Origin of the sequence: Salipaludibacillus keqinensis, assembly GCF_003226325.1 — a bacterium.
Lineage (GTDB): Bacteria > Bacillota > Bacilli > Bacillales > Salisediminibacteriaceae > Salipaludibacillus > Salipaludibacillus keqinensis.
In genome coordinates, this window is the sequence record NZ_PDOD01000001.1 from 743,680 (window position 1) to 764,082 (window position 20,403).

21 protein-coding genes are annotated in these 20,403 nt (G+C 38.9%); 13 read left to right on the forward strand and 8 right to left on the reverse strand.

The window, feature by feature from the left end; translation table 11 throughout:
• Nucleotides 1–141 precede the first annotated feature (141 nt).
• Nucleotides 142–432, forward strand: a complete 291-nt coding sequence (locus tag CR194_RS03835; RefSeq protein WP_110608303.1) for a DUF5316 domain-containing protein — start codon at nt 142–144, stop codon at nt 430–432.
• A 182-nt stretch (nt 433–614) separates the two neighbouring features.
• On the opposite strand, the gene CR194_RS03840 is transcribed toward CR194_RS03835, so the two are convergent.
• Nucleotides 615–878, reverse strand: a complete 264-nt coding sequence (locus CR194_RS03840) for a DUF4190 domain-containing protein (protein WP_110608304.1) — start codon at nt 876–878, stop codon at nt 615–617.
• A 661-nt stretch (nt 879–1,539) separates the two neighbouring features.
• Here CR194_RS03840 and CR194_RS03845 point away from each other — a divergent pair.
• Nucleotides 1,540–3,201 (forward strand): PcsB-like coiled-coil domain-containing protein, encoded by a 1,662-nt coding sequence (locus tag CR194_RS03845; RefSeq protein WP_110608305.1) that lies wholly within the window; start codon nt 1,540–1,542, stop codon nt 3,199–3,201.
• 232 nt (nt 3,202–3,433) lie between these two features.
• On the opposite strand, the gene CR194_RS03850 is transcribed toward CR194_RS03845, so the two are convergent.
• The 3 genes from CR194_RS03850 to CR194_RS03855 all read right to left on the reverse strand — a co-directional run bounded on the left by CR194_RS03850 (nt 3,434) and on the right by CR194_RS03855 (nt 4,955).
• Nucleotides 3,434–3,619, reverse strand: coding sequence for a hypothetical protein (locus tag CR194_RS03850; protein ID WP_110608306.1), 186 nt, complete (start codon nt 3,617–3,619; stop codon nt 3,434–3,436).
• Nucleotides 3,620–3,624: 5 nt separating this feature from the next.
• Nucleotides 3,625–3,753, reverse strand: coding sequence for a hypothetical protein (locus tag CR194_RS20655; RefSeq protein ID WP_269845693.1), 129 nt, complete (start codon nt 3,751–3,753; stop codon nt 3,625–3,627).
• 128 nt (nt 3,754–3,881) lie between these two features.
• A complete protein-coding gene (locus CR194_RS03855) occupies nt 3,882–4,955 on the reverse strand; it encodes a glycosyltransferase (protein WP_110608307.1) in 1,074 nt (357 codons plus the stop codon).
• Between the two features lie 256 nt (nt 4,956–5,211).
• Here CR194_RS03855 and CR194_RS03860 point away from each other — a divergent pair, with 256 nt between their 5' ends.
• The 3 genes from CR194_RS03860 (at nt 5,212) to CR194_RS03870 (ending at nt 8,249) form a co-directional block, all read left to right on the forward strand.
• Nucleotides 5,212–6,009: a HipA family kinase gene (locus CR194_RS03860; protein WP_110608308.1), complete on the forward strand. Its 798-nt coding sequence runs from the start codon at nt 5,212–5,214 to the stop codon at nt 6,007–6,009.
• A gap of 72 nt (nt 6,010–6,081) precedes the next feature.
• Nucleotides 6,082–7,062, forward strand: coding sequence for a phosphotransferase (locus CR194_RS03865; RefSeq protein ID WP_233254262.1), 981 nt, complete (start codon nt 6,082–6,084; stop codon nt 7,060–7,062).
• A gap of 341 nt (nt 7,063–7,403) precedes the next feature.
• Nucleotides 7,404–8,249 (forward strand): STAS domain-containing protein, encoded by an 846-nt coding sequence (locus CR194_RS03870; RefSeq protein WP_110608310.1) that lies wholly within the window; start codon nt 7,404–7,406, stop codon nt 8,247–8,249.
• A gap of 166 nt (nt 8,250–8,415) precedes the next feature.
• Here CR194_RS03870 and CR194_RS03875 read toward each other — a convergent pair whose 3' ends face one another.
• A complete protein-coding gene (locus CR194_RS03875) occupies nt 8,416–8,988 on the reverse strand; it encodes a methyltransferase domain-containing protein (protein WP_110608311.1) in 573 nt (190 codons plus the stop codon).
• Nucleotides 8,989–9,245: 257 nt separating this feature from the next.
• Between CR194_RS03875 and CR194_RS03880 the strand changes: the two genes are divergently transcribed.
• The 3 genes from CR194_RS03880 (at nt 9,246) to CR194_RS03890 (ending at nt 13,207) form a co-directional block, all read left to right on the forward strand.
• Nucleotides 9,246–10,493, forward strand: coding sequence for a hypothetical protein (locus CR194_RS03880; RefSeq protein WP_110608312.1), 1,248 nt, complete (start codon nt 9,246–9,248; stop codon nt 10,491–10,493).
• Between the two features lie 202 nt (nt 10,494–10,695).
• Nucleotides 10,696–12,522, forward strand: a complete 1,827-nt coding sequence (locus CR194_RS03885) for a MotA/TolQ/ExbB proton channel family protein (RefSeq protein ID WP_110608313.1) — start codon at nt 10,696–10,698, stop codon at nt 12,520–12,522.
• Nucleotides 12,515–13,207 carry an OmpA family protein gene (locus CR194_RS03890; protein ID WP_110608314.1) on the forward strand — a complete coding sequence of 231 codons (693 nt, stop codon included), beginning with the start codon at nt 12,515–12,517 and terminating at the stop codon, nt 13,205–13,207. The genes CR194_RS03885 and CR194_RS03890 overlap by 8 nt, the downstream gene beginning before the upstream one ends.
• A 98-nt stretch (nt 13,208–13,305) precedes the next feature.
• Here CR194_RS03890 and CR194_RS03895 read toward each other — a convergent pair whose 3' ends face one another.
• Nucleotides 13,306–13,746, reverse strand: coding sequence for a cupredoxin domain-containing protein (locus tag CR194_RS03895; protein WP_110608315.1), 441 nt, complete (start codon nt 13,744–13,746; stop codon nt 13,306–13,308).
• A 184-nt stretch (nt 13,747–13,930) separates the two neighbouring features.
• Here CR194_RS03895 and CR194_RS03900 point away from each other — a divergent pair, with 184 nt between their 5' ends.
• Nucleotides 13,931–14,398, forward strand: a complete 468-nt coding sequence (locus tag CR194_RS03900) for a CBS domain-containing protein (RefSeq protein WP_110608316.1) — start codon at nt 13,931–13,933, stop codon at nt 14,396–14,398.
• 109 nt (nt 14,399–14,507) lie between these two features.
• The gene (locus CR194_RS03905; protein ID WP_110608317.1) at nt 14,508–14,828 is read left to right on the forward strand and encodes a hypothetical protein; all 321 of its coding nucleotides are present in this window, start codon (nt 14,508–14,510) and stop codon (nt 14,826–14,828) included.
• 31 nt (nt 14,829–14,859) lie between these two features.
• On the opposite strand, the gene CR194_RS03910 is transcribed toward CR194_RS03905, so the two are convergent.
• Nucleotides 14,860–16,023 carry an AbrB/MazE/SpoVT family DNA-binding domain-containing protein gene (locus tag CR194_RS03910; protein WP_110608318.1) on the reverse strand — a complete coding sequence of 388 codons (1,164 nt, stop codon included), beginning with the start codon at nt 16,021–16,023 and terminating at the stop codon, nt 14,860–14,862.
• 235 nt (nt 16,024–16,258) lie between these two features.
• On the opposite strand from CR194_RS03910, the gene CR194_RS03915 reads away from it, so the two are divergent.
• From CR194_RS03915 to CR194_RS03925, 3 genes are read left to right on the forward strand one after another with little or no spacing between them, the layout of a single operon-like run.
• Nucleotides 16,259–16,642: a GntR family transcriptional regulator gene (locus CR194_RS03915; protein WP_110608319.1), complete on the forward strand. Its 384-nt coding sequence runs from the start codon at nt 16,259–16,261 to the stop codon at nt 16,640–16,642.
• On the forward strand, nt 16,639–17,544 hold the full coding sequence (locus CR194_RS03920; protein ID WP_110608320.1) for an ABC transporter ATP-binding protein: 906 nt from the start codon (nt 16,639–16,641) through the stop codon (nt 17,542–17,544). The genes CR194_RS03915 and CR194_RS03920 overlap by 4 nt, the downstream gene beginning before the upstream one ends.
• On the forward strand, nt 17,516–19,483 hold the full coding sequence (locus CR194_RS03925; protein WP_110608321.1) for a DUF6449 domain-containing protein: 1,968 nt from the start codon (nt 17,516–17,518) through the stop codon (nt 19,481–19,483). The genes CR194_RS03920 and CR194_RS03925 overlap by 29 nt, the downstream gene beginning before the upstream one ends.
• 139 nt (nt 19,484–19,622) lie before the next feature.
• Here the strand turns inward: CR194_RS03925 and CR194_RS03930 are convergent, their stop codons facing one another.
• Nucleotides 19,623–20,114: a hypothetical protein gene (locus tag CR194_RS03930; protein ID WP_110608322.1), complete on the reverse strand. Its 492-nt coding sequence runs from the start codon at nt 20,112–20,114 to the stop codon at nt 19,623–19,625.
• Nucleotides 20,115–20,403: the final 289 nt, after the last annotated feature.

Consider the following 20,403-nt stretch of genomic DNA (forward strand, 5'->3'; position numbering starts at 1 on the left):
CTTTATTTGATATAAATAGGAAACTAAATACCATATCATTCGTATACAAAGGTACAGCATATTAAGACACGATGGATCCTACATGGTAATCAATAAAAGGTAGTCAAACGGAGGAACAAAAAAAGAAAGGATGATTTTAGGATGAAAGCATTATATATTGGGTTAGGAATCTTAGCTTCAATAGGTTTCGCTGCTCTCATTATGCAAGATCCTGAGATTTTACTTGTTTTTGCAGGGCTAGTGGCAGTCATCAGTTTGATCCTTGCCGGTATTTTCTCTGGAGCATTGAACAGCGGTGACCGAAATAGAGCAAACTTCCATACTGAATCTAAGAAACAGAGGAACCAACGATGGGGTACAGCTACTTTTTTTACTTTTGTAGGAATACCTAATGCTCTCGCTGCGTTTTTGGCGTATGTATTTCTGATCTGATATTTGTTCGTGGAGAAAAGCAGTTCATTATCGACTGGGTCTACCGGAGTAGCATAACCCATTGGACTAGGGAGAAAAGGTGAGAAATCAAGAGGAAATAAAAGATATATATACAAGATTAAGGCTGTCACCAAAAGGTATACTTTTGGTGACAGCCTGTTTGTTATATTTATCGTTAATTTCTAAATGCTTCCTGAGAAAAAGAAGTAAGCTAAGATGCCTAAGCTGATCGGAATGAGGAGACCGACAGTCCCGCAGATCATTCCCGTCAAAGCATAGCCGCGACCTGGCTCGCCTGTTTTATTTATTTCTTTTAGTCCCATCACTCCAATGACTATACCTGCTAGCGCTAGTAAAATGCCCACTAAAGGGAGAAAAAATAAGATAATTGATAAAATTCCTGTTACAAAAGAATACAATGTCTTGACGTTTGCTTGACTGTTCATCTTGCCACCTCATTTAATGATATTCATATGAAACTTACTACCTGTAAGAAGTTCCCTACTTTAAAAGAAGATAAACGGGTAAAAAAATGTGGGCTAACGATGGTTTTGACCACTAAATAAATAGTGAAGACCACCTGAATGTGATCGATCAGGTGGTCTTTTTTAAATGGGATTTCCTGTTGGTTCATTTATAATCCGTACCCAATTTCAAACTAGATAAAAGACTGCTCCGAAACAATGATAGGAGGGAGAGAATGAATAATTATTTTGGAAGAGAAGGTACCACTTCACGAACTTGTCAAATAGGAAGCCTCTATGATCAATGCACCAGATGAAATTATAAGCGAACCTAAATAACATATCCATTCTGTTACACTCCCTTATCTTTTAAAGGGTAGTGTGCCTCATTAATTGGAAAATATACACAAGAGTATCGCCGGTTTTTTTTGTAGGAAATCCTTAGAGAGCCTTTGGTCATGGGGTTTATCTATTTTTGAAAAATATGTCTAATGTGAGAAAGTATTTGTTTTGATACACAACTATAACATTTCTATTACATGACTGTTATAATTGTCTGCTAGTGTTACAAGTAGATTAAAAAGTATTTTTAGCTAAATTGTAGCCAGATAAGTAGACAGAAAAACTCTTAGGGGGAAACGATTTGCTTAAAAAATTCATATTCTTAACAATGATCATTGGCTTAGGACATTTGTTTGCAGTGAGTGGAGTTGTTGCTACAGGTGAGCTTGAGGATGAGCAAGAGCAGATAGAGCAAGAACGTGAATTCATTCAATCCAATCTTTCGGAAGCAGAGATGGAGTTAGTTGAATTGGTTCAGGAACTTGAGGATTTAAACGATCAACTAGAAGATCTTAACGAAAAGATTGCAGTAAATGAAAAATTAATCACTGACATTGAAGAAGAAATAGCAGAGAATGAAGCAGAGGTCGTAGAGTTGGAGTCCGATATAGAGAGACTACAAGAAGATATTGACCAGCGATTCGAATTGCTTAAGGATCGTGCTAGTTCCTACCAAAAAAATGGTAGCGGAAGTGCTTCTTACATAGAAGTCATTTTAGGTTCTGAAAATTTTGGTGATTTTATCAGTAGGGTTGTGACGATTTCAAGAATCGCTCAAGCAGATAATGATTTCATTGAACAGTTACAATTGAATCAAGAACAGTTAGAGAAAGCCCAAGAAAGGCATGAATTGGTTCTTCAAGAACTTGACGAACAAGTCGTAGAACTTGAGGAATTAAATGCTGATTTAGATCAACAGCGGGAAGAAACAAATAAAGTAAAAGATGAAGTGAAGGATAATGAAGCTGATCAACAATCGTTAATCGCAGAATTGATTGATGAAGACAAAGATTTAGCTTCCCAAGAGGCAGATATTCGTGAACGAATTGCTGATGAAATTCGTCGTCAAGAAGAGGCTAGAATTGCAGCAGAGCGAAAAGCCGAGGAAGAAGCAGCTCGTCAAGCCGAGGAAGAAGCAGCTCGTCAAGCCGAGGAAGAAGCAGCTCGTCAAGCCGAGGAAGAAGCTCAAGCAAAGGCCGAGGAAGAAGCTCAAGCAAAGGCCGAGGAAGAAGCGGCCCTTGAAGCAGAACAAGAGTCTGCTCGTCAAGCTGAACAAGATGCCCAAGCAGAAGCTGACGAAGAAGCAGCTCGTGAAGCTAAAGAACAGGCTGAAGCGGAAGCGGAGGAAGCAGCTAGAGCATCCGACTTAGAAAAGCAACAGAAAGCGGAAGAGAAGGCAGCTCGTGAAGCAGAAAAAGAAGCGCAAGCGAAGGCAGAAAGAGCAGCTGCTCGTCAGGCCGAGGAAGAAGCTCAAGCGAAGGCAGAAAGAGAAGCCGCTCGTAAGGCAGAGGAAGAAGCCGCACGCAAAGCTGAAGAAAAAGCAAAAGAAGAAGCCAAGCAGTCAAGTCAGAATAACAGTTCTAACTCAAGCGCAAACAGCTCGAGTAACAACAGTTCATCAGGTAGTTCTGGAAATACAACAACAAGCAGAGGGTCTTCAAGTTCACAAGAAAGTAACTGGCAAACTTTCTCGGCAACAGCTTATACAGCCTCATGTAATGGTTGTTCTGGAGTGACTAGAACGGGTATAGACTTGAAAGCAAATCCGAACTCCAAAGTCATTGCCGTTGACCCAAGCGTGATTCCATTGGGATCTCGTGTAGAAGTAAAAGGCTATGGAATATTCTTAGCAGGAGACACTGGCGGAGCGATCAAGGGACGCAAGATTGACATCTTTATGCCAAATCGTTCTGATGCGTTAGCATTTGGACGACGATCTGTAGAAATAAGAGTACTTGATTAAATGTACAAGAATTAAATAGGAAGAAAGGCCTCAGGATAAACAAGATTCTGAGGCCTTTTATTTGTGGGTGGCTGACGACTTAGGTTCCGCCAATAGTAGGTCCAAATTCACCTATAGACTCGCGATTTTCGCTGATAGGAGGTCAAATCTCGCTGATAGACCACCGGAATTTGCCGATAGACTCACTAATGTGAAAGTTACAACCCACTTTTACGATCTTAAAAATGCCATTTCAATCATTTTCAGCTTCATGAGGTGCTTCCTCACGATCTAAGTCCCTAGTTTGTTCAATTTCTCCTGAATTTTCTCTTGGACTGACTGTCCCTCCACCTAAACCTTCATTAATCATGCGATCTACATCCATAAAGTATTTTTGGCGGGCTTCGTCTGAATTTTCAACAGGCTTATTATCCTTCATTTATTTCATCCCCTACGTTGATCGGAGCTTTCCCGATCAAGTTTTGAAATGGTTGTTCGATCCATATTCCCGCTAGGCTGAACGGCATCACGACTTTTTTGCATGTTGCGCTTTGACTTTGATTTTTTGCTCAATTGAATCATCCTCCTTCTCATTTTATCGTTCCATCATTCGGTAGAAATTATGTAGAGATAAAGAAGACGATGACCAATCGTCTTCCTTATATATTTTCTGAAACATTTTAAAGAAGATCAAGAGAAGGCTAGTGTCTCCAAAGTTTGTCATAAAGGCGTTCTTGCACACCAATTTGTTTATTTATATCGAAATTTTCCTCGATGGTTTGACGAGCTTTTCTAGTGTAATCTTGCCAAATATCCGGGTTGTCGAGGTAGAATTGAAATCCTGCTGCTAAACTACTAGCGTTCTTCTCTTCAGCTAAATATCCCGTTTCTTTATGTTTTATTAATTCTGGAATCCCGCCATTCTGTGTTGAAACCACAGGAATTCCGCAAGCCATCGCTTCTTTTAAAGCATTTGGAATACCTTCTACATCTCCATCTTTGGCTGTTTGACTGGCTAAACAAAAGAGATGAGCATGGGTCATTTCAGTGACAATTTGTTCTGCACTCATTTGACCACGAAGTTTAACAACATGATTTAGTTTTTGTTTTTTTATAAGGGATTCCAGTTTTTTCTTGTTCGATCCATCACCAATAATGTGTAAGGTGGTGGTTGGATTGTTTTTATGAAGTTTGGCGAATGCCTTAATTAATGTGTCAAATCCCTTTTTCATCTCTAATCTCCCTACAGAAAGTATACGAATTTCTCCATCTTTTGAGAGCTTATGTTGAATATAAGGAAACTTTTCTAAGTTTATTCCTCCATATAATACGTGAATCCTGGATTTTGGAAAACCTAACTTCTTCATATCATTTGCAATGTAATCACAAACTGGAAAGTACATTGTCCCAAGTTGTTTCAATTCCTCATATCTGTTGAAATTACGAGTATATGCGCTTCCCTGTGCCGAGCCATCTCTTCCACGGAAACTAACTATAAATGGAATCTTGAAAGCTTTTATTTGGGGTAATATTTTCAGTGCTTGCCCACCGTGGTGAGCATGAATAGCTACGACATTTTGTTCTTTGATGAAATCTTGAAAATGTTTTATCTTGTTCAGGTCATAAAATTCGGAAAAAGAATAGAAATTCTCTTTCTTTGGAAAGGGGCCAATAACGATGGAACGATATTTTTTTAATTGAGAGATTTGATTGTAAACAAATTCCTGATTAGGTTTTATTCCTTCATCAAGAAAATGAGCAACGGTTTTCTTCAAAATGTATTCTCCTTTCTTATAAAATCAGTGATTAGCCCGTAATAAAACAAATTGTGTGGCTCAAGGTTAATCTATTCTAAAAGATTCTATTAGAAACGGTATTTAACCACTCATAGTAGATTTAGGTATCTATTTGAAATGGGTTTGTTAAGGGGGCAAATAACGTGGCCGTTCAGAAGAATTAACATACCGTAATAAAGATAGTCATTTAGGAGATCGTGAACATAAAGGAGGATAAGGAAAGAGGTGACAATAGATGCAAGAACAAGATATTTATCCAATAAAGCATATCGCGGCTTTAAGAGGAGATAATGCCCATATCATTGAATGTAGTGATGGAAAGAAATATGTGGTGAAATTTGGGAATAAGAAGAAAAAGAGAGAAAAAGAATTGGTGAATGAATATGTTGTAGGGCAACTAGCTAGTCATTTGAGTTTACCAGTTCCACCTTCAAAGCTTGTTTTTATATCATCTGATTTTATTGAGAAGAATTCTACCCGGAAGACACTTCATGCAGGTCTTCAATTTGCTACGTTATATATTGAAGATTCAATAGGTTTCCCCCCTGAGGGAGAGGGACCGCTTTTTGAACAAATATTAAATAAAGAAGAAGAACTTGCGGGAATCATGATTTTTGACCAATGGGTGAACAACACGGATAGAGGTCGGAATAATATCTTATTTGAGAATAGGCAACATGGAGATTATGTTTACATGATCGATCATGGTAGATGTTTTCCTGGGGGCTATGGTTGGAATTGTAAGACACTAAAGAACTCTCCTCAATATAGATTGAAGATGCCGGTATATAAGTGGATTCTCTCCATGTTAGAAAGTGAAGAAGCATTATATTTATTTGCAGAAAGAATGAAAGCTGTGCCTCATGAAAAAATCCTTAATATAGTAGACGGAATACCTGCAGAGTGGACGATAACAACAGATGAGAAAGAAGCACTCATTGAATTTTTAATAAAAGAGAAAGAGAATTCAAGAGAAGTGGTGGATTTAATTTTAAATCACTATCGTAAACTAATCGGCTCCAAACGTTTATGATCTTTAGCTTAGCGAAATGGACCTTTAAATAGTAACTGAGACATAAGAAAGGAGCATGACATGGTGGCAGAAATGATTGACAAAGATGTGTTAAAACAGTATGGAATCTTTCAGGATAACATCTTATCAATAAAGCCAGCTGATAAAGTTGGGAATACAGCAATTAAAATTTGGTTTATTAAACAAAAAGACACAAGTAAAATCTTCGTTTTAAAAATGGTTAAACTAAAACATAAACAGTTTCCAATAGAACTTCAACACCTTTTGCATCATAATGGGTTTGGAACTCCATCTGTTTATCGAACCGAAAAAGGTGAGCTGTATATCTCATCTAAAAAGGGGTATTATTTCTTATCTGAATATGTCGAGCCAAATGAAAAGTTATCGACAAAACAGAGAACAAAAGCGTTAGCTGATTTTCATCGGATAGCCCGCTTTAGGGAACTAAAAGTGATAAAAGAAAAAATACAGTTTCCTAATTTTCAGCAATTTAATAGGGTTTACAATAACAAGCTCATAGACCTCAAGAAGTGGCATTCTTCAGTAAAGAAAGACGAACGGAAAGCATACCTTGGAGAAATGATTAATCAAGCTGAAACAAGTTTAGGGATACTAAAAACATGTAATGTAGAGGAGTATATTAAGGCAATGACAGCAAGAAATAGTATTTGTCATGGTGACTATAATGCACGGAATAGTTACTTAAATAGTGAAGGGGAGACGATGGTCATCGATTTTGACCGAGCTTACTTCGGTCTACCGATAGATGATTTTCGGTTTCTCGTTCATTCTCTTGCAAGTCGAAGTGACCATGTTCAGAAATTGGATTTTCTTTTTGATGAGTATTTTAGCCATTCTCCAGAGGACAAAAAATTTAAGCCATTGTATTTAGCTGATACCATCTTCCCGCATCAATTCCATAAACAAATGACAAGGAACTTAAAAGGAAAAGCAATTAAAAATCTAAAAAAAATCAACACTGAAGAATTTATGAATTGGATAGAAGTAGAGAGAAGAAAAAAAAGCTATGTGATGGAAAAACTTTATTTATAAAACTATCGATGAAAAAAACTCTAAATCTAGGGAGATCTAGATTCAGAGTTTTTTTATGTTTGTTCTTTCAAACGTTGTTGTTTAAAGAGAGGGTTGAAAGAGCGGCAGCCATACACCAATGCAAAAAACTTCCCGATGAATGGTAGCTTATGGTAAACTGTATATGTGATTTTACTAGAAAAAGTAAATGAATCGTTTGTAAAGGGGAAAGACACTTTTCTCATATAGGACTTCAACGAAATGAATATAACTCAAATATAGCAGAATGCTCGAACGGTTAAGTAAAGTAAATAGTCTCATACGATGTTGAAGAATTCTTTCCAAGACCATAGGAGGAACTCATGTATAAAAGCAAAGAATTGTACGATTATTTAATAAGCAACGTGAATCAAATTACCGAAGAATGGTATGAAACAATAGATAAAAAAGGCCCTAAAGGAATATATTCTTCTCAGGATCCTTCTGTTGTGAACAATTTAAAAAGGCAAAATAACGAGTTTCACAAAAGATTTTTTGAAGTCTTTAATCAAGAAGAGTCGATATTTTTTCAAGGGTTAGAAAAATGGATTCTTGAAATCGCTATGGATGATGAACATTTAAACACGCCTTTGCACCTTATTCTCCGTGAATTCAATAGAACACAACAACAGTATGTGAAATTAATCGATGAATACGTGGAAACGGTCAAAGAAGAGTATCCTTTAAAGGAAATTATCCAGTGGTACCGAACGGTAGATAAAACTTTCAGAGAAATTACCGTTTGGTTTGTGGAAGAACACACGAACTTCTCTAAAAAGAGGATCGAAGCGCAACAAGAAGTGATTATGGAATTAAGCTCTCCCGTAATTACCCTTAGCCAACACGTTGCCTTACTTCCATTAGTAGGAGAAATTGATTCCTCAAGATCGAAAATTATATTAGAAAATACAATGGAACAGTGCTCCCAACTAGGTGTGAATTATTTGCTGTTAGACTTATCTGGAGTAGTGAAGATTGATCAAATTGTAGCCGCTCAACTGATGCATTTGATTGATGCATTAAAGCTGATAGGTGTGTCGACAACGCTATCCGGGTTAAGACCTGAGTTGGCACACTCCACTGTGAAATTAGGATTGAATTTAGACCATGTCACGATCAAACCATCCCTTGCTGATTCAATTCGGTCAAGAGAGTTCGCTTTAAAGTAATAACCTGTATATTATGAAATTTAATGGCTCATCTATAGCAAGATGAGATAAACACGGACACCCCTTGCTTGGAGTAGCAGGGGGTGTCCGTGTTACATTTAAACTAGTTGATAAGGTTATCTATTTATCTGTTTTCATTGCCACTGAAATGAGTCTCTGCAGACATTTATCTTGACTCCACATTCTTCTTCGCGAAAATCGTTTGGCGACCTTCCTGTTCATTTTCCTCATAAAATAAAACGTGCCAATCCTTAAATTCAGTTAGCAACTCATTAGGCTGGAGCTTGTATTGATTAGACACGTTTTCATTTGTATGCGACCGAGAGAGGTAGAACGTCTCCATGAAAAAATAGCCACCCTCTTTAATAATGGATTTAACATATGGGAAAATGGTTCTGTCTAAGTAATAGGTTGTGACCAAGAAGTCTATGGAGTTTTCTTTTAGATCGAGATTGCCCCACTGAGAAAGATCGCATACATTTGCATGAACAGTCGCATGTTCTTTTAACGCCAGTCGGTTTACATGGTTCACTGCAACCTCGGAAATATCAAAAGCTTTAACAGCGTAATGATGATCAGCAAGAAATAAACTGTTTGCGCCGAGCCCGCAGGCAAGATCCACTGCTAGACCTCCTTGTAAATATGGCGACAGGTTCGCTAAGCGTTCATTTACTTCCATACCCTCGTCTTGGTTCAAGCGATCTGTATGTTTGTCATCCCACTTCCTTTTAGCATCCATATAACCACCTCTTAAAATGATCTTTTTATCGATAAAGCGATACTAGACCTACTTTACCATACAATTCTGATAAAGGATGGCTTATACGAAGGGCACATCTTAGTGGGACGTGATAACTGTATTAACGACACCTCTTTCAAATGATTTTGAAAAAATATCAGGGTTGAAGCTCATGAAATTGGGTACATAATACTGTCAGAAGGCTTTTTTTAGTACAAAACCTTACAACTTATAAATAAATGGAACAGGAGGTCCTTATGAGTTCAAACGATGTAGACTCCCGACAAGAATATGAAGAAGACCACCAAAAGGACGATGAAAAAGAGACCCGAACACTAGGCCTGGTTCCTGCACCTGAACTTCCTGAAGAGATCGTAACAAAAGTCGCTGATGAGCTGCCTGATTTACTTTCAGATTTTGTTGATGATCAAATTTATTGGAAAGTTGAATCTGTGACAGATCCATTAACTGGGGCTGCAGGAGATTCAAAAGAAATATTAGAGAAAACGGAAAAAAGCATGTCGAAGGAAGAATGGGATTATGCCATTTGTGTGACCGATCTTCCTATATTTGAAGAAAGACTTCTAGTCGTTGCTGATGTCAGTGTAGAGAGGAACCTAGCCGTCATTTCCCTTCCATCACTAGGGGCTAATCCTATGAAACAGCGAGTTCGGGAAGCCATTGTTCAAATCACCAATGAGATGTATCATGGCAGTTCTGACGAAGCCCGACAAGAACAGCAAGGTAAGACAAAAAAAGCCAGTAGTGAGGACGATGAGGTGAAGAAGAAAGGCTCGAGACAATTGACAAGCCGCCGTCTGACAGAGCGCCTTTCACCGATTACACGGAAAACACTTTCTGAAGAAACAGAAGATATTGATGTTCGATATCTTATTAACTCTAAATTTAGCGGGGGGATTCGGTTAATTTCTGGCATGGTTTTTGCTAACCGTCCTTGGACAATTTTCCCTACATTTAAAAGTGTGCTGGCCGTAGCGTTCGCATCAGGGGCGTATGCCCTCATCTTTCCTAGCTTATGGTTGCTAAGTGATGCATATGAAATTGGGAGATTTGTTGCACTCATGATAACCTCTATTGCGGCAATGGTTACGTGGATTATCGTTGCGCATAATTTATGGGAAAAACCTGTTCAGAATGGTTCCAGATTTATCGTCAGGCGTTATAACATTGCCACGGTGATTACTTTATTAACCGGCGTCTTGTTTTACTACACCATATTGTTCGTACTGTTTTTAGGGACAGTCACCCTCCTTGTTCCTTCTTCTTTAATGGAAGAGGAGATCGTAGCTGCTGTAAATGCAGGTAATTATGTTCTGCTCGCCTGGTTGGCTGCTTCAGTAGCAACCATTGTTGGCGCTCTTGGCGCAGGGTTGGAAAGTGAAGAAACTGTCTTGAAAACAACGTATGGCTATCGCCAACGAAGAAGAAAAAGTGATGCGAAAAAACAAGAAGAAAAAGACGAAGATCTTCCAAATGAAGAATAACAAGTGAGAATATCCTTTGAAATTCAAGCCTTGCTCATGCTGAGCAGGGCTATTTTTATACATGAACCTTTTTTCAAGCTGCTAATCTGAATACTACCGTTATAAGTTTATAAACATGATTTGTCCCACATTTGAATAATCATAACTATAAACCGGACTCAAGAAACAATAGAGATCACGTTTATGTATAGGGGGGAGAGTCATGATTGAAGGGATTCTGAAACTAGTGATGAGTGAGCAGCAGGCACAATCCATTTTAGCGAATCAGGTTATCGAATTCATTTTCATGGTACTTTTCATATCATTTGCCATCGCTTTCGTCGTTCATATGCTCTTGTTTACAAGACTAAAAAGAATTAGACATTTTTTGCATGCATCAGACTCATTGGATATCGATCCGCTCCGCTCGTTTAAAGCGGATTTCGACCAGAAACAACAAGAGGAATCGGTGAAAGTGGATACGTTTGTGCAACAAAAATTCTCCAGTTGGCGCGTTTTCAACGTCCCAGTCGTCAGCCTGATTAAAATGATTCAGATGACCGTTTCTATGTTCATCTTAGTCGGTGTGCTAGGAACATTTATCGGGTTGACCATGTCCCTTGGCAGTATTAATGCAAGTGGCGATCAATTGGTCGAGAATGTGGCCGCTGTCCTTGCGGGAATTGATGTAGCTTTCTACACTAGTATAGCTGGTATGGGCTTATCGCTGATCATGACCATCCTGCTGCGCTTGGCCAACACGGAATATTTGTTGACGGATATTATGTTAAAAATGGAGGCTCATTTAGAGGAAACGGAACCAGATGCCATGGCTCGGCTTATTGAAGTATCGCGAAATATCCACTCATCCATTGATCGACTTCGTGAAACGAATCAACAATCGCTTCAAAACATCGAAAACGCATTTAAAGGATTTCAGGAATATACCGTAGGCTTACAAAAGTCGGCGGAAGATCTAGGCAAGTTTAATGATGGACTGGCAAAAAATTTAAAAGATTTCACCTCCCTTTTCAAAAGTATCAAAGGTGTTACTGAAAGTTTCAGTGGCTCCGTCACAAAGCTGAATAACAATTTCGATCAATTGTTCTCTTATTTCGAGAAGATGGACAAACGAAATGAACGCATGTCGCAAGCGTTCCAATACACCTACAAAAAAATAGAAGATCTGGCTACATCTCAAATGAAAGCAATGAATCATTTTGAAGAGTCAGTAGAAGACTGGAAGGAGTATATTTCTTCTGTAGCCGAAAGTCAGGCGTCAACTCAAGGACAGTTTGAAAAATTAACGGCACAAAGTGATCAATTAGTCAAACTAATGAAGGAGAACAATAAACAATTCAAGGGAATCTTTGGTGATGATGTAAGCTCCAAACTAGCTGGAATTCACTCTTCGTTAAGGGACTTAACTAGTGATTTTGAAAAACTAGGGAGCTCTATTGTCCAATTACCAGAGGCATTGGAGACAATCAATCGAACGCAAAATGAATACAGACACCTTCTCTCGGATCGTTTTGAAGAGTTAAAGCAATTTAATCAAGAATTCAACCAGCACTTGAAATCACATGCGAGGGATTCGGCTGCTTTTGAAAAACAAGTACACGAAGCGTCCTCGTCCTATGAACAAATGGGCATGAAAAATAATCAGTTGATCAGGGAAATTAATCGTACGGTTCATCAAATGACGGATTCCTTTACACAACGAGAAAGTCAAGTTGAAGGCAGTGTCGATGTACTTAAAGATACGCTCGCTAGATATGTCTCCAATCTAGAAGGGACGTTAGGTGATAAACTGGATAAAGTCAGCAGAAACCTTGGTGAATACGTGGTTGATATGAATGGTGCCATTAAAAAGGAATTCAAGCAAATTAGCGACATCACTGATGAAAACCAGCAGAAAAATATTCGATTAACTCAACAGGCGATGCAAGATCTCAGTCAAGAATTTCAACATCTAAACCGACAGTTACAGTCTTTTTCACATGAGATGATTAAGGAACCAAGTCGGGTAAAGGTTGCTAGCAATGATTAGCAAATACCAAAGACTGTTCAAAGGAGAGCAAGAAGAAGGACATTTCTGGCCGTCATTTACAGATTTGTTAACGGTCGTCTTGCTTTGTTTTGTGTTAATCTTCATTATTATGATGGTGATCAAATCTTTCCAGATTGAAGAAATGAAAAGAACGCTCGATCAAATCATGGGTGTAAGGGTGAATATTGTTGAGGATTTAAATGAGGAGTTTAGTGACTCAGACCTTGGGATTGAGGTCGATGATCGAACGGGTGCGATTATTTTTAACACCGATATTTTGTTTGCCTTTGATGACACCGTCTTGAAACCCGAAGCTTTTCAATTTTTAGATGAATTCGTTCCAGCCTATTTAGACATTCTTCTCGAAAAAGGTTATGAAGACTACATTTCAGAAATTATTATCGAAGGTCATGCTGATCAAAATGGCGGCTATTTATATAACTTGAACTTATCTCAAGAACGAGCATTCAGCGTCGCTGAGTATATTCTTAGCGACGACTTTCCCTATAAGCATATCCAATCAGCCTTGCAAGATAAACTAACTGTCAACGGTAAGTCGTTCACTGATGGACGAGAGGATGAATCTGGGAACTACAGCGCAGAGAAATCAAGGCGAGTGGAGTTCAAATTCCGGTTGAAAGATGAAGAGATATTAGATAAAACCCGGGAGTTGTTAGAGAATTAACGTCTTAAAGGTCATGCTAAGTAGGTGCTACGCTAGTAGCACCTACTTAGCACCAATTCAGATGCGTCTGTAACTTAATTTCTGACCCTTATTGGAAATTACTTTACGACCAAATAAGCAATCATTGGACCGTTATTTTCGATCGTTGCGTGAGTCGTACAGATGAGTCGATACGTGCCTGGTTCGTTGAATTGCAAATGTAATACCGTTTCTTCCCCTTTTTTGACTGTACCGGTGACGTCTGTTCCTTCAATAATAAATGGATGTTCTTTACCATTCACACCGAATATACTTAGCGTGACTGGCTCTCCTTTAGGAATCACAAGTGTCCCGGGATCCCACCGATACGATTCAAGTTCTTCCCCTGACTCCGTTTCAGATTTAAATTCTCCAGTGACCATGTTAAGGACAAATCTTTCACTTTCATCTGCTGTCATTGTTTCTTGAGCTAAAGGGTTAAACAGGTAGAGTCCTAAAGCGGTTAAAAGCCCTATGAAAAGGAACAGAAACGGTTTTTTTCGTGCAGTGATGATCTTCATGGTTTTCCTCCATTCTTGTTTTGTTAGTTAACTATACGTAGAAATAGAGAAAACTTGTCCTTTTTATTAGGGTTTATTAGTGGATTCTATGAAAGGGTTTATAAAGACCGCATTTTTCATGAAAATAGATTATAATAAAGGGGAAGGCTCCAGTTTTAAAAAAATCATAGGGAGGTTATGTTCAATGTATGCAAAAGATATCATGACCACTTCTGTTGTGTCGGTGACGCTGGATGATTCAGTGAAGACATGTGCGAAACTTCTGATGGAACATCAATTTAGCGGGCTTCCTGTGATCGATGAGAAGGGGCAACTGGTGGGGATTGTCACCGAGAGCGATTTGATCAAGCGGGCCTCCAATGTGAGATCACCTGCCGTATTGGAATTACTTGGAGGTTTGATTTATTTAGATAATCCGAATAAGTATATAGATGAATTAAAGCGTGCCATGGCTGAAAAGGTGAAAGATCTTATGAGTACGAAAGTGGTCACGATTAACGAAGACGATACGATTGAACAAGCAGCAACAACATTGTTGGCAAAGAAATTCAAAAGACTGCCTGTAGTAGATTCTGAAGGGAAAGTTGTTGGCATCATTTCTAGACGGGATATTTTGAGTTATCTTTATCCTGCTTCCATTGAACAAGAATAGTGAAAGTTTATATAGCATCAATACGCAGCATTCCCTCGACGGGAACACTGCGTTTTTTCCTATTTATGAAACGTTGAAGTTTTTCAATCGTATAGGTGTGTAGGGCGCAATGATTCAAAATGTAGGAGTGATATTCATCGAGAGCGACAAGCGTTGGACAACCATAGAGGAAGTTAGGAAAACGATCGAAAGTACATATGATCAATGCCAAGTTCGAACGAAAATAGAGCTGAAAGCATGGTCTCATCATGCGGAGAACAGTCATCAACAAGGAGATTATCCGATCCCTTTCCAAGATTACATCAAGGATAAGAGTGACGAAGAGTATTTAAGACAAGTTGAATTAGGATTGCTTGATTGTAAGGACTTAGGAGGACGTGAGAAAGTCAGTGCTTATTTAAAAAAGCGTATAAAAATGAAGCACCTGTGAAGAGCCTAGGCTCTTTCTCAGGTGCTTTGTTTTATTTGCTTAACTGCTTTTTAGCAGCTTTGATGTGCTTCTTCTTGCCATTTAAATCTTTCTGCCTCTTTTTGAATTCGTTGACAAGGAATTTTTCGTTTATCTCTTTTTTCAAGTCTTCGATCTCTTTTTCATATTTGTTAAATTGACTTTCATAGCTTTTTAGATCGATGTTTACTTCAGATAAATAGTTATACGTAAAGACGAAGCTTTTTTCCGCGTTTAAAAGCTGTTTTTGCGCATCAATTGTAGCTAATGAGTTCTTATCCTTATCTGAAATGATTTGTTCCAAGTTTTCCGCTGCCTTTTGAATGACCGTTTCTTCATCTTTTAGTTCCTTCGTGAGATCTATTGAAGAGATAGTAGAGGCTAATGCATCCTCTTTAGACTCTTTCCAATCCTTTAAAAAATCGTCATTAATCAGTTTAGGGATTTTTTCTATGAGTTTATCATGTTGTTTCTTGATTTTTTTATCAGCGAATTGTGTCATTTGGTGATAAATTTCAGCTTGTTGGGTGTTTTCAGTTTGATTTATCATGGTGTGAAAAGCATCTTTGAACATCTTTTGAGTAGCCATTTTTTCAAGCTGTTTATTCGCTTTTTTTACGGACTCAATGAAACCATTGTCAGAAGGCGGGACATAAATAGACTCTATAACAGTTTTCAAGTTCTCGCCTAAATCCTTCGCTTGATGCAAAGAATGACTCGATACGGATTGATTACATCTATGAACATAGTCGTCAATGAGCTTGTCAATAGGAGCGATCAACCGTTCACTTCGTTTCTTATTTCCGGAGTCTAGACATAGTTCACAGAGGTAATTCGTTTCAATCTCAATCAGATGTTGATCATTACCGCAGAATTGACATACGCGAAGGTTGTCGTTCAACACGACGAAGCTATCAGCTTGTTTAAAGCTGATATCCTTGTTTTCGTCCCATTTTAACTCTTCGCGGTATTCAGATGGAACCACGATCCGTCCAAAGTCGTCCAGAGATTTTCCACCTTTCGCTCCTTGCTTCCCTTTGAATAACTTGATGCCTTTGTTGTTTGGCAGCATTTCCATTTCTAACTTATGATCACAAAAGTCCAAAGCCTCACGAATCTCTTTCGGAATGACGATGCGTCCGACCCTGTCTACTTTTCTCGTTTGCGCTTCAACCATGCTACCATCCACCTTTTGTAGAAATTTATAGATTACTCTTCCCTTTATACGAAAGGAACGAACGTATATTTTTAAAAAATTGATTTAGTTGGATAGTACGTCTTAGAAAAAGCCTATACATCATTCATCAGGTAAAAAAAATTTTTTATATTGGAAAAAATTAGTTTTATTTTTTGTTAATCCGTATTATAATGAATAGTACAGTTAGTACGGACGAAAGAGAGGAGGTAGGAGGATGTTCAAGCTGGATACTAGGAGCCGTGTCGCCATTTACGAGCAGTTAATGGAACAATTAAAGACACTGATGATTCGAGAAGTGCTTCAAAAAGATGAACAACTGCCTTCTGTAAGAAGTCTTGCCCAGGAACTAACGATCAATCCGAACACGATTCAAAAGTCTTACCGGGAATTGGAAAGAGAAGGGTTTATTTACACATTGCCTGGAAAAGGAAGCTTTGTTGCTCCTCTGAAAAGAGATGCCAATAAAGATAAACTGGATGAGCTCCAAGAAGAGATCGAAAAGAAATTCAAAGAGTTCATCTTTTTAGGGGGATCAAAACAAGAACTCATCGATTGGTTAAGTAATCTTGAAAATAACGAAGGGGGGGAGAGACGATGATTCATACAGAGGCCGTGACGAAACGATTTGAAGATCTTCAAGCAGTGCAAGATCTGTCTCTTCAAGTACGGAAAGGATCTATTTATGGATTGCTTGGTTCCAATGGCGCTGGGAAGTCAACTTTTTTAAAGATTTTAGCTGGAGTTTACAAGCCAGACAAGGGTGAAGTAACTATTAATAACAAGCCTGTCTATGAAATTCCTGATACGAAGCAGACCATTCTCTTCATCTCAGATCATCCTTATTTCTTTAGTCAAGCGAGCCTTTCTGATATGGCCGGCTTCTATCGTGGAGTTTACGAACGTTGGAATGAGAAGAGATATGAACAGCTGGCTAAGCACTTCCGGATGGATACGAACAAGCGATTAACTCGTATGTCAAAGGGAATGCAGCGTCAGGCAGCGTTTATCTTAGGATTATCGGTGATGCCCGATGTGATGATTCTTGATGAACCTTTTGACGGTCTCGACCCTGTCATTCGCCAGCAAATGAAAAATTTAATCATGCAAGATGTGGCAGATCGTGAATTGACACTCATCGTCTCGTCGCATAACCTTCGCGAAATGGAGGACTTCTGTGATTATGTCGGTGTTCTTCATGAAGGGTCTTTACTGTTTGAAAGAGATTTAGATGAACTTCGGACGGATGTTCATAAATTGCAAATTGCTTTCAAAGAACCGCCTGAGGAAGGTCAACTAATCAAAGACATGGACGCACTTCATTATGAGGTGAAAGGTAGCATCGTGTTTTTAATCGTAAAAGGACAAAAAGATGAGGTTTTAAGTCATGTTAATCGGTTCAATCCGGCGGTCGTTGACATGTTGCCATTGACATTAGAAGAGATTTTTATTTACGAATTAGGAGGTGCCGGCTATGAAATCAACAACCTCATTGTGGAATAAGGCCTTATTCAAACTCCAATTACGCACGGTCACTTGGCTCGGCATTCTTCTTACGCTCCTTCTGATGGTCATGTTGCCTGTGAGTATTCTCGTTCGAGAGATTCGATTTGGTGCCAATCCAGATCATTTGTTTTACTTAGGAGAGAGCTCGCTGAATGTGTTAAGCGAATTTTCGTTTCCGTTTCAATTGTTGGTTTTTGCTATCTTTCCAGTTCTTTTAGGGATCGTCTTGCTGAATTTTTCAACAAAAAAAGAGGCCACCTATTTTATGCATAGCCTTCCGTTCAAAAGGGAAACAATTCTTGCTAATACGTATGGGGCTGGAGTAGTGGCTCTAATAACTCCCCTTCTGTTAACAGGTGTCACGTTAGGTATATTGAGATTTTTCTTGGAGCAGCCCTTCTATTCATTTGTCGACGTCTTAGCTTGGATTGGAATTTCAACCTTGATCGTTTTGTTTCTCTATGTCGTCACGATGGCGATCGGGGTATTTGTAGGGAATGGACTTCTTCACGGGGGCCTTACGTATACAGTCATTATTGTTCCTGCTTTACTGATCATCTTAACACTTGTAAACCTTCAATATTTTATCACGGGATTAGCTTTAACGTCTTACACAGAGACGCTAGCAACGAAAGGGATCTTCTTCATACGCTTAATAGAATTGTATTCGGAGCCATTTACCGTTGTAGAGTATGTCATCTATACATTGGTGTCAGCGGGGCTCGTCATCCTTTCATTTGTAGCTTACGTGAACCGTCCTTCTGAGGCCTCAGATCAAGCCATTGTTTATCCAATCGTCCGATCTATTTTTCTGTATGGTTTAACGTTTTTCGCCATGCTTTTAGGCGGTCTCTATTTTACGGAAGGCTTACAAGGCGGATTAGCTTGGACAATGTTTGGCTATGTGTTCGGCGCATTTATTGCTTATACGATCTTGCAGATGATCTTGCAAAAGGCGATTCGGCTCTCGTGGCCGTGGAAGGGATTTGCAGGTTTTACGGCGGTCATTGCTGTTCTTCTCATTCCGGTGAACATCGGGGGGACTCTGTATGCAAACAATATTCCAAATCATGAAGAAATCGCTTCAGTGGCAATCTATCAATCTTATTCCTATGGATATGATGAGGTAGGAGAAGCACCAAGGCTTACAGGTGATAAGTCTATTGAACAAGTCATCAATGTTCATCGGGAAATGAAAGACGAATCTGGAAGTGACATCTATCAATGGAATACGGTCACGATTGATTACGAATTGAAAGAAGGGGGTTCGTTAAGAAGAGAGTATAGTGTGGATGATAAAGTATTAGCTGAAGCTACAGAGGATTTGAGAAGCAACGAAGAGTTTAAACGAGCGTATGACCCTGTTTTTCAGCTGAATGAGTTAGACATCACGTACGCGTCTATCTACAGTCAATTTCAAGGAGAAGAAAACAGAATTTCCGGACAGGATGATCTAGACACGATCATTTCCCTTCTTGAAGAAGATTTGGCTAAGGCCCCATCATCGGTTCTGGCAGAACAGAGTCAAAGTTCGATTGGGGAACTTTATTTCCATACCCCATCCAACAGGAGTGATCAGTATATTATGCTAAGAAGAGACTACGAGAATACTCTTGCCTGGCTGACAGAAAACAACTATGCTGGTGCGCTATTAACTTCTGAAAATATCGAATCGATGACGATTGTCAAATCTACCGGAGAAGATTTTTATATGCAACTGGATGAGATGATGTATTCCTCTCAACCTGTGGAAGAGGTGTTTGAAGATAATTTTGAAACCTCTGATGCTCGTGAAATAGAACAATTATTAGATATCGGTCAAGATTATTATCATGGTGATTATGTGATCCTTCTTAACGGAGGAGGAGACATTTACTACTTCTTAGGTTTTGATCAAGAGGATGCGCCGGACTTCGTTTTAGATAGATTGGAGTAAGAGGTTGGAGAACGTGTTCGATTTTTAAAAGTGGGCTGGTGGTTCGGTTCAAAATAAAAGCTTAGGCACTGAATTTGGTCCTAAGCTTTTTTTCATTTAAACAGGGGTAACTGATTTTAAGTGTCTTATATGGACCGACTTAACACCAGACGATGATTTCGTAAGGAGTTGTTTGGGCTGGGATACTAAAGGTGCTAGGTCCATAAATAACAATCAGATTGCGATTGCCTGGGTAGCTTGAAAAAGGTTGACTATTTGTTAATACGATGGAAGTGTTTGGGCTTAGATTCAGTCTTAACACCCCATCACTGCTCACCAGTTCGGAATTAAAGAAGTCTACTTTTACATTTTGAGCCGCAATCTCTTTAACCATGATGAGAGCCCGGTATTGCGGCGGATAGATCAAGGGTACAGGGGCACTGGCGTCATGGTAGCCAGTTACTCGATCACCAACGGTAACTATTTGCTGATCCACAAAATAAGTGGTAGGTGATACCACGAAATTTACAACTGCCCCGAGCCCGTCCTCCAAGGTGACAATTGAGTAACAACCTTGATTTTCACCATTTTGACCGGTCATAAATTCACTAATATTTGTAACCGTCCCTGTGAAAAAATTGAACGTAACCATACCTTTATGCCTCCTTTGGATGATACTTAGAGTGGTGCGCTTGGAAATGATTTATTAAGTTAAAAACGCCTTGAGCATCTCAAGTAAAAGGATATGCACTAGGTATCTTAATAAGAAGTTAGGTGCTAATCTTCTGACCTAATTAGAAAATTTTACTAAAAGAATTATTAACTGGAAAAAGTAATAAGCTTAACTAAGACAGAAAAAGGGGATATAACATTATCTGGGTGATTCGGGACAAACCTTGGACTAACGAGGGTAGTTCGTCCCGTAACGTCGAGATTCGAGA

Excerpts from the sequence above, each read along its gene's own strand:
- CR194_RS03895 (WP_110608315.1), bottom strand. The coding sequence starts at position 13,746 with ATGAAGATCATCACTGCACGAAAAAAACCGTTTCTGTTCCTTTTCATA.
- CR194_RS03880 (WP_110608312.1), top strand. The coding sequence starts at position 9,246 with ATGAGTTCAAACGATGTAGACTCCCGACAAGAATATGAAGAAGACCAC.
- CR194_RS03850 (WP_110608306.1), bottom strand. The coding sequence starts at position 3,619 with ATGAAGGATAATAAGCCTGTTGAAAATTCAGACGAAGCCCGCCAAAAA.
- CR194_RS03865 (WP_233254262.1), top strand. The coding sequence starts at position 6,082 with ATGATTGACAAAGATGTGTTAAAACAGTATGGAATCTTTCAGGATAAC.
- CR194_RS03905 (WP_110608317.1), top strand. The coding sequence starts at position 14,508 with ATGATTCAAAATGTAGGAGTGATATTCATCGAGAGCGACAAGCGTTGG.
- CR194_RS03835 (WP_110608303.1), top strand. The coding sequence starts at position 142 with ATGAAAGCATTATATATTGGGTTAGGAATCTTAGCTTCAATAGGTTTC.
- CR194_RS03875 (WP_110608311.1), bottom strand. The coding sequence starts at position 8,988 with ATGGATGCTAAAAGGAAGTGGGATGACAAACATACAGATCGCTTGAAC.
- CR194_RS03840 (WP_110608304.1), bottom strand. The coding sequence starts at position 878 with ATGAACAGTCAAGCAAACGTCAAGACATTGTATTCTTTTGTAACAGGA.
- CR194_RS03910 (WP_110608318.1), bottom strand. The coding sequence starts at position 16,023 with ATGGTTGAAGCGCAAACGAGAAAAGTAGACAGGGTCGGACGCATCGTC.
- CR194_RS03925 (WP_110608321.1), top strand. The coding sequence starts at position 17,516 with ATGAAATCAACAACCTCATTGTGGAATAAGGCCTTATTCAAACTCCAA.
- CR194_RS03930 (WP_110608322.1), bottom strand. The coding sequence starts at position 20,114 with ATGGTTACGTTCAATTTTTTCACAGGGACGGTTACAAATATTAGTGAA.
- CR194_RS03900 (WP_110608316.1), top strand. The coding sequence starts at position 13,931 with ATGTATGCAAAAGATATCATGACCACTTCTGTTGTGTCGGTGACGCTG.
- CR194_RS03915 (WP_110608319.1), top strand. The coding sequence starts at position 16,259 with ATGTTCAAGCTGGATACTAGGAGCCGTGTCGCCATTTACGAGCAGTTA.
- CR194_RS03860 (WP_110608308.1), top strand. The coding sequence starts at position 5,212 with ATGCAAGAACAAGATATTTATCCAATAAAGCATATCGCGGCTTTAAGA.
- CR194_RS03890 (WP_110608314.1), top strand. The coding sequence starts at position 12,515 with ATGATTAGCAAATACCAAAGACTGTTCAAAGGAGAGCAAGAAGAAGGA.
- CR194_RS03920 (WP_110608320.1), top strand. The coding sequence starts at position 16,639 with ATGATTCATACAGAGGCCGTGACGAAACGATTTGAAGATCTTCAAGCA.
- CR194_RS03870 (WP_110608310.1), top strand. The coding sequence starts at position 7,404 with ATGTATAAAAGCAAAGAATTGTACGATTATTTAATAAGCAACGTGAAT.
- CR194_RS03885 (WP_110608313.1), top strand. The coding sequence starts at position 10,696 with ATGATTGAAGGGATTCTGAAACTAGTGATGAGTGAGCAGCAGGCACAA.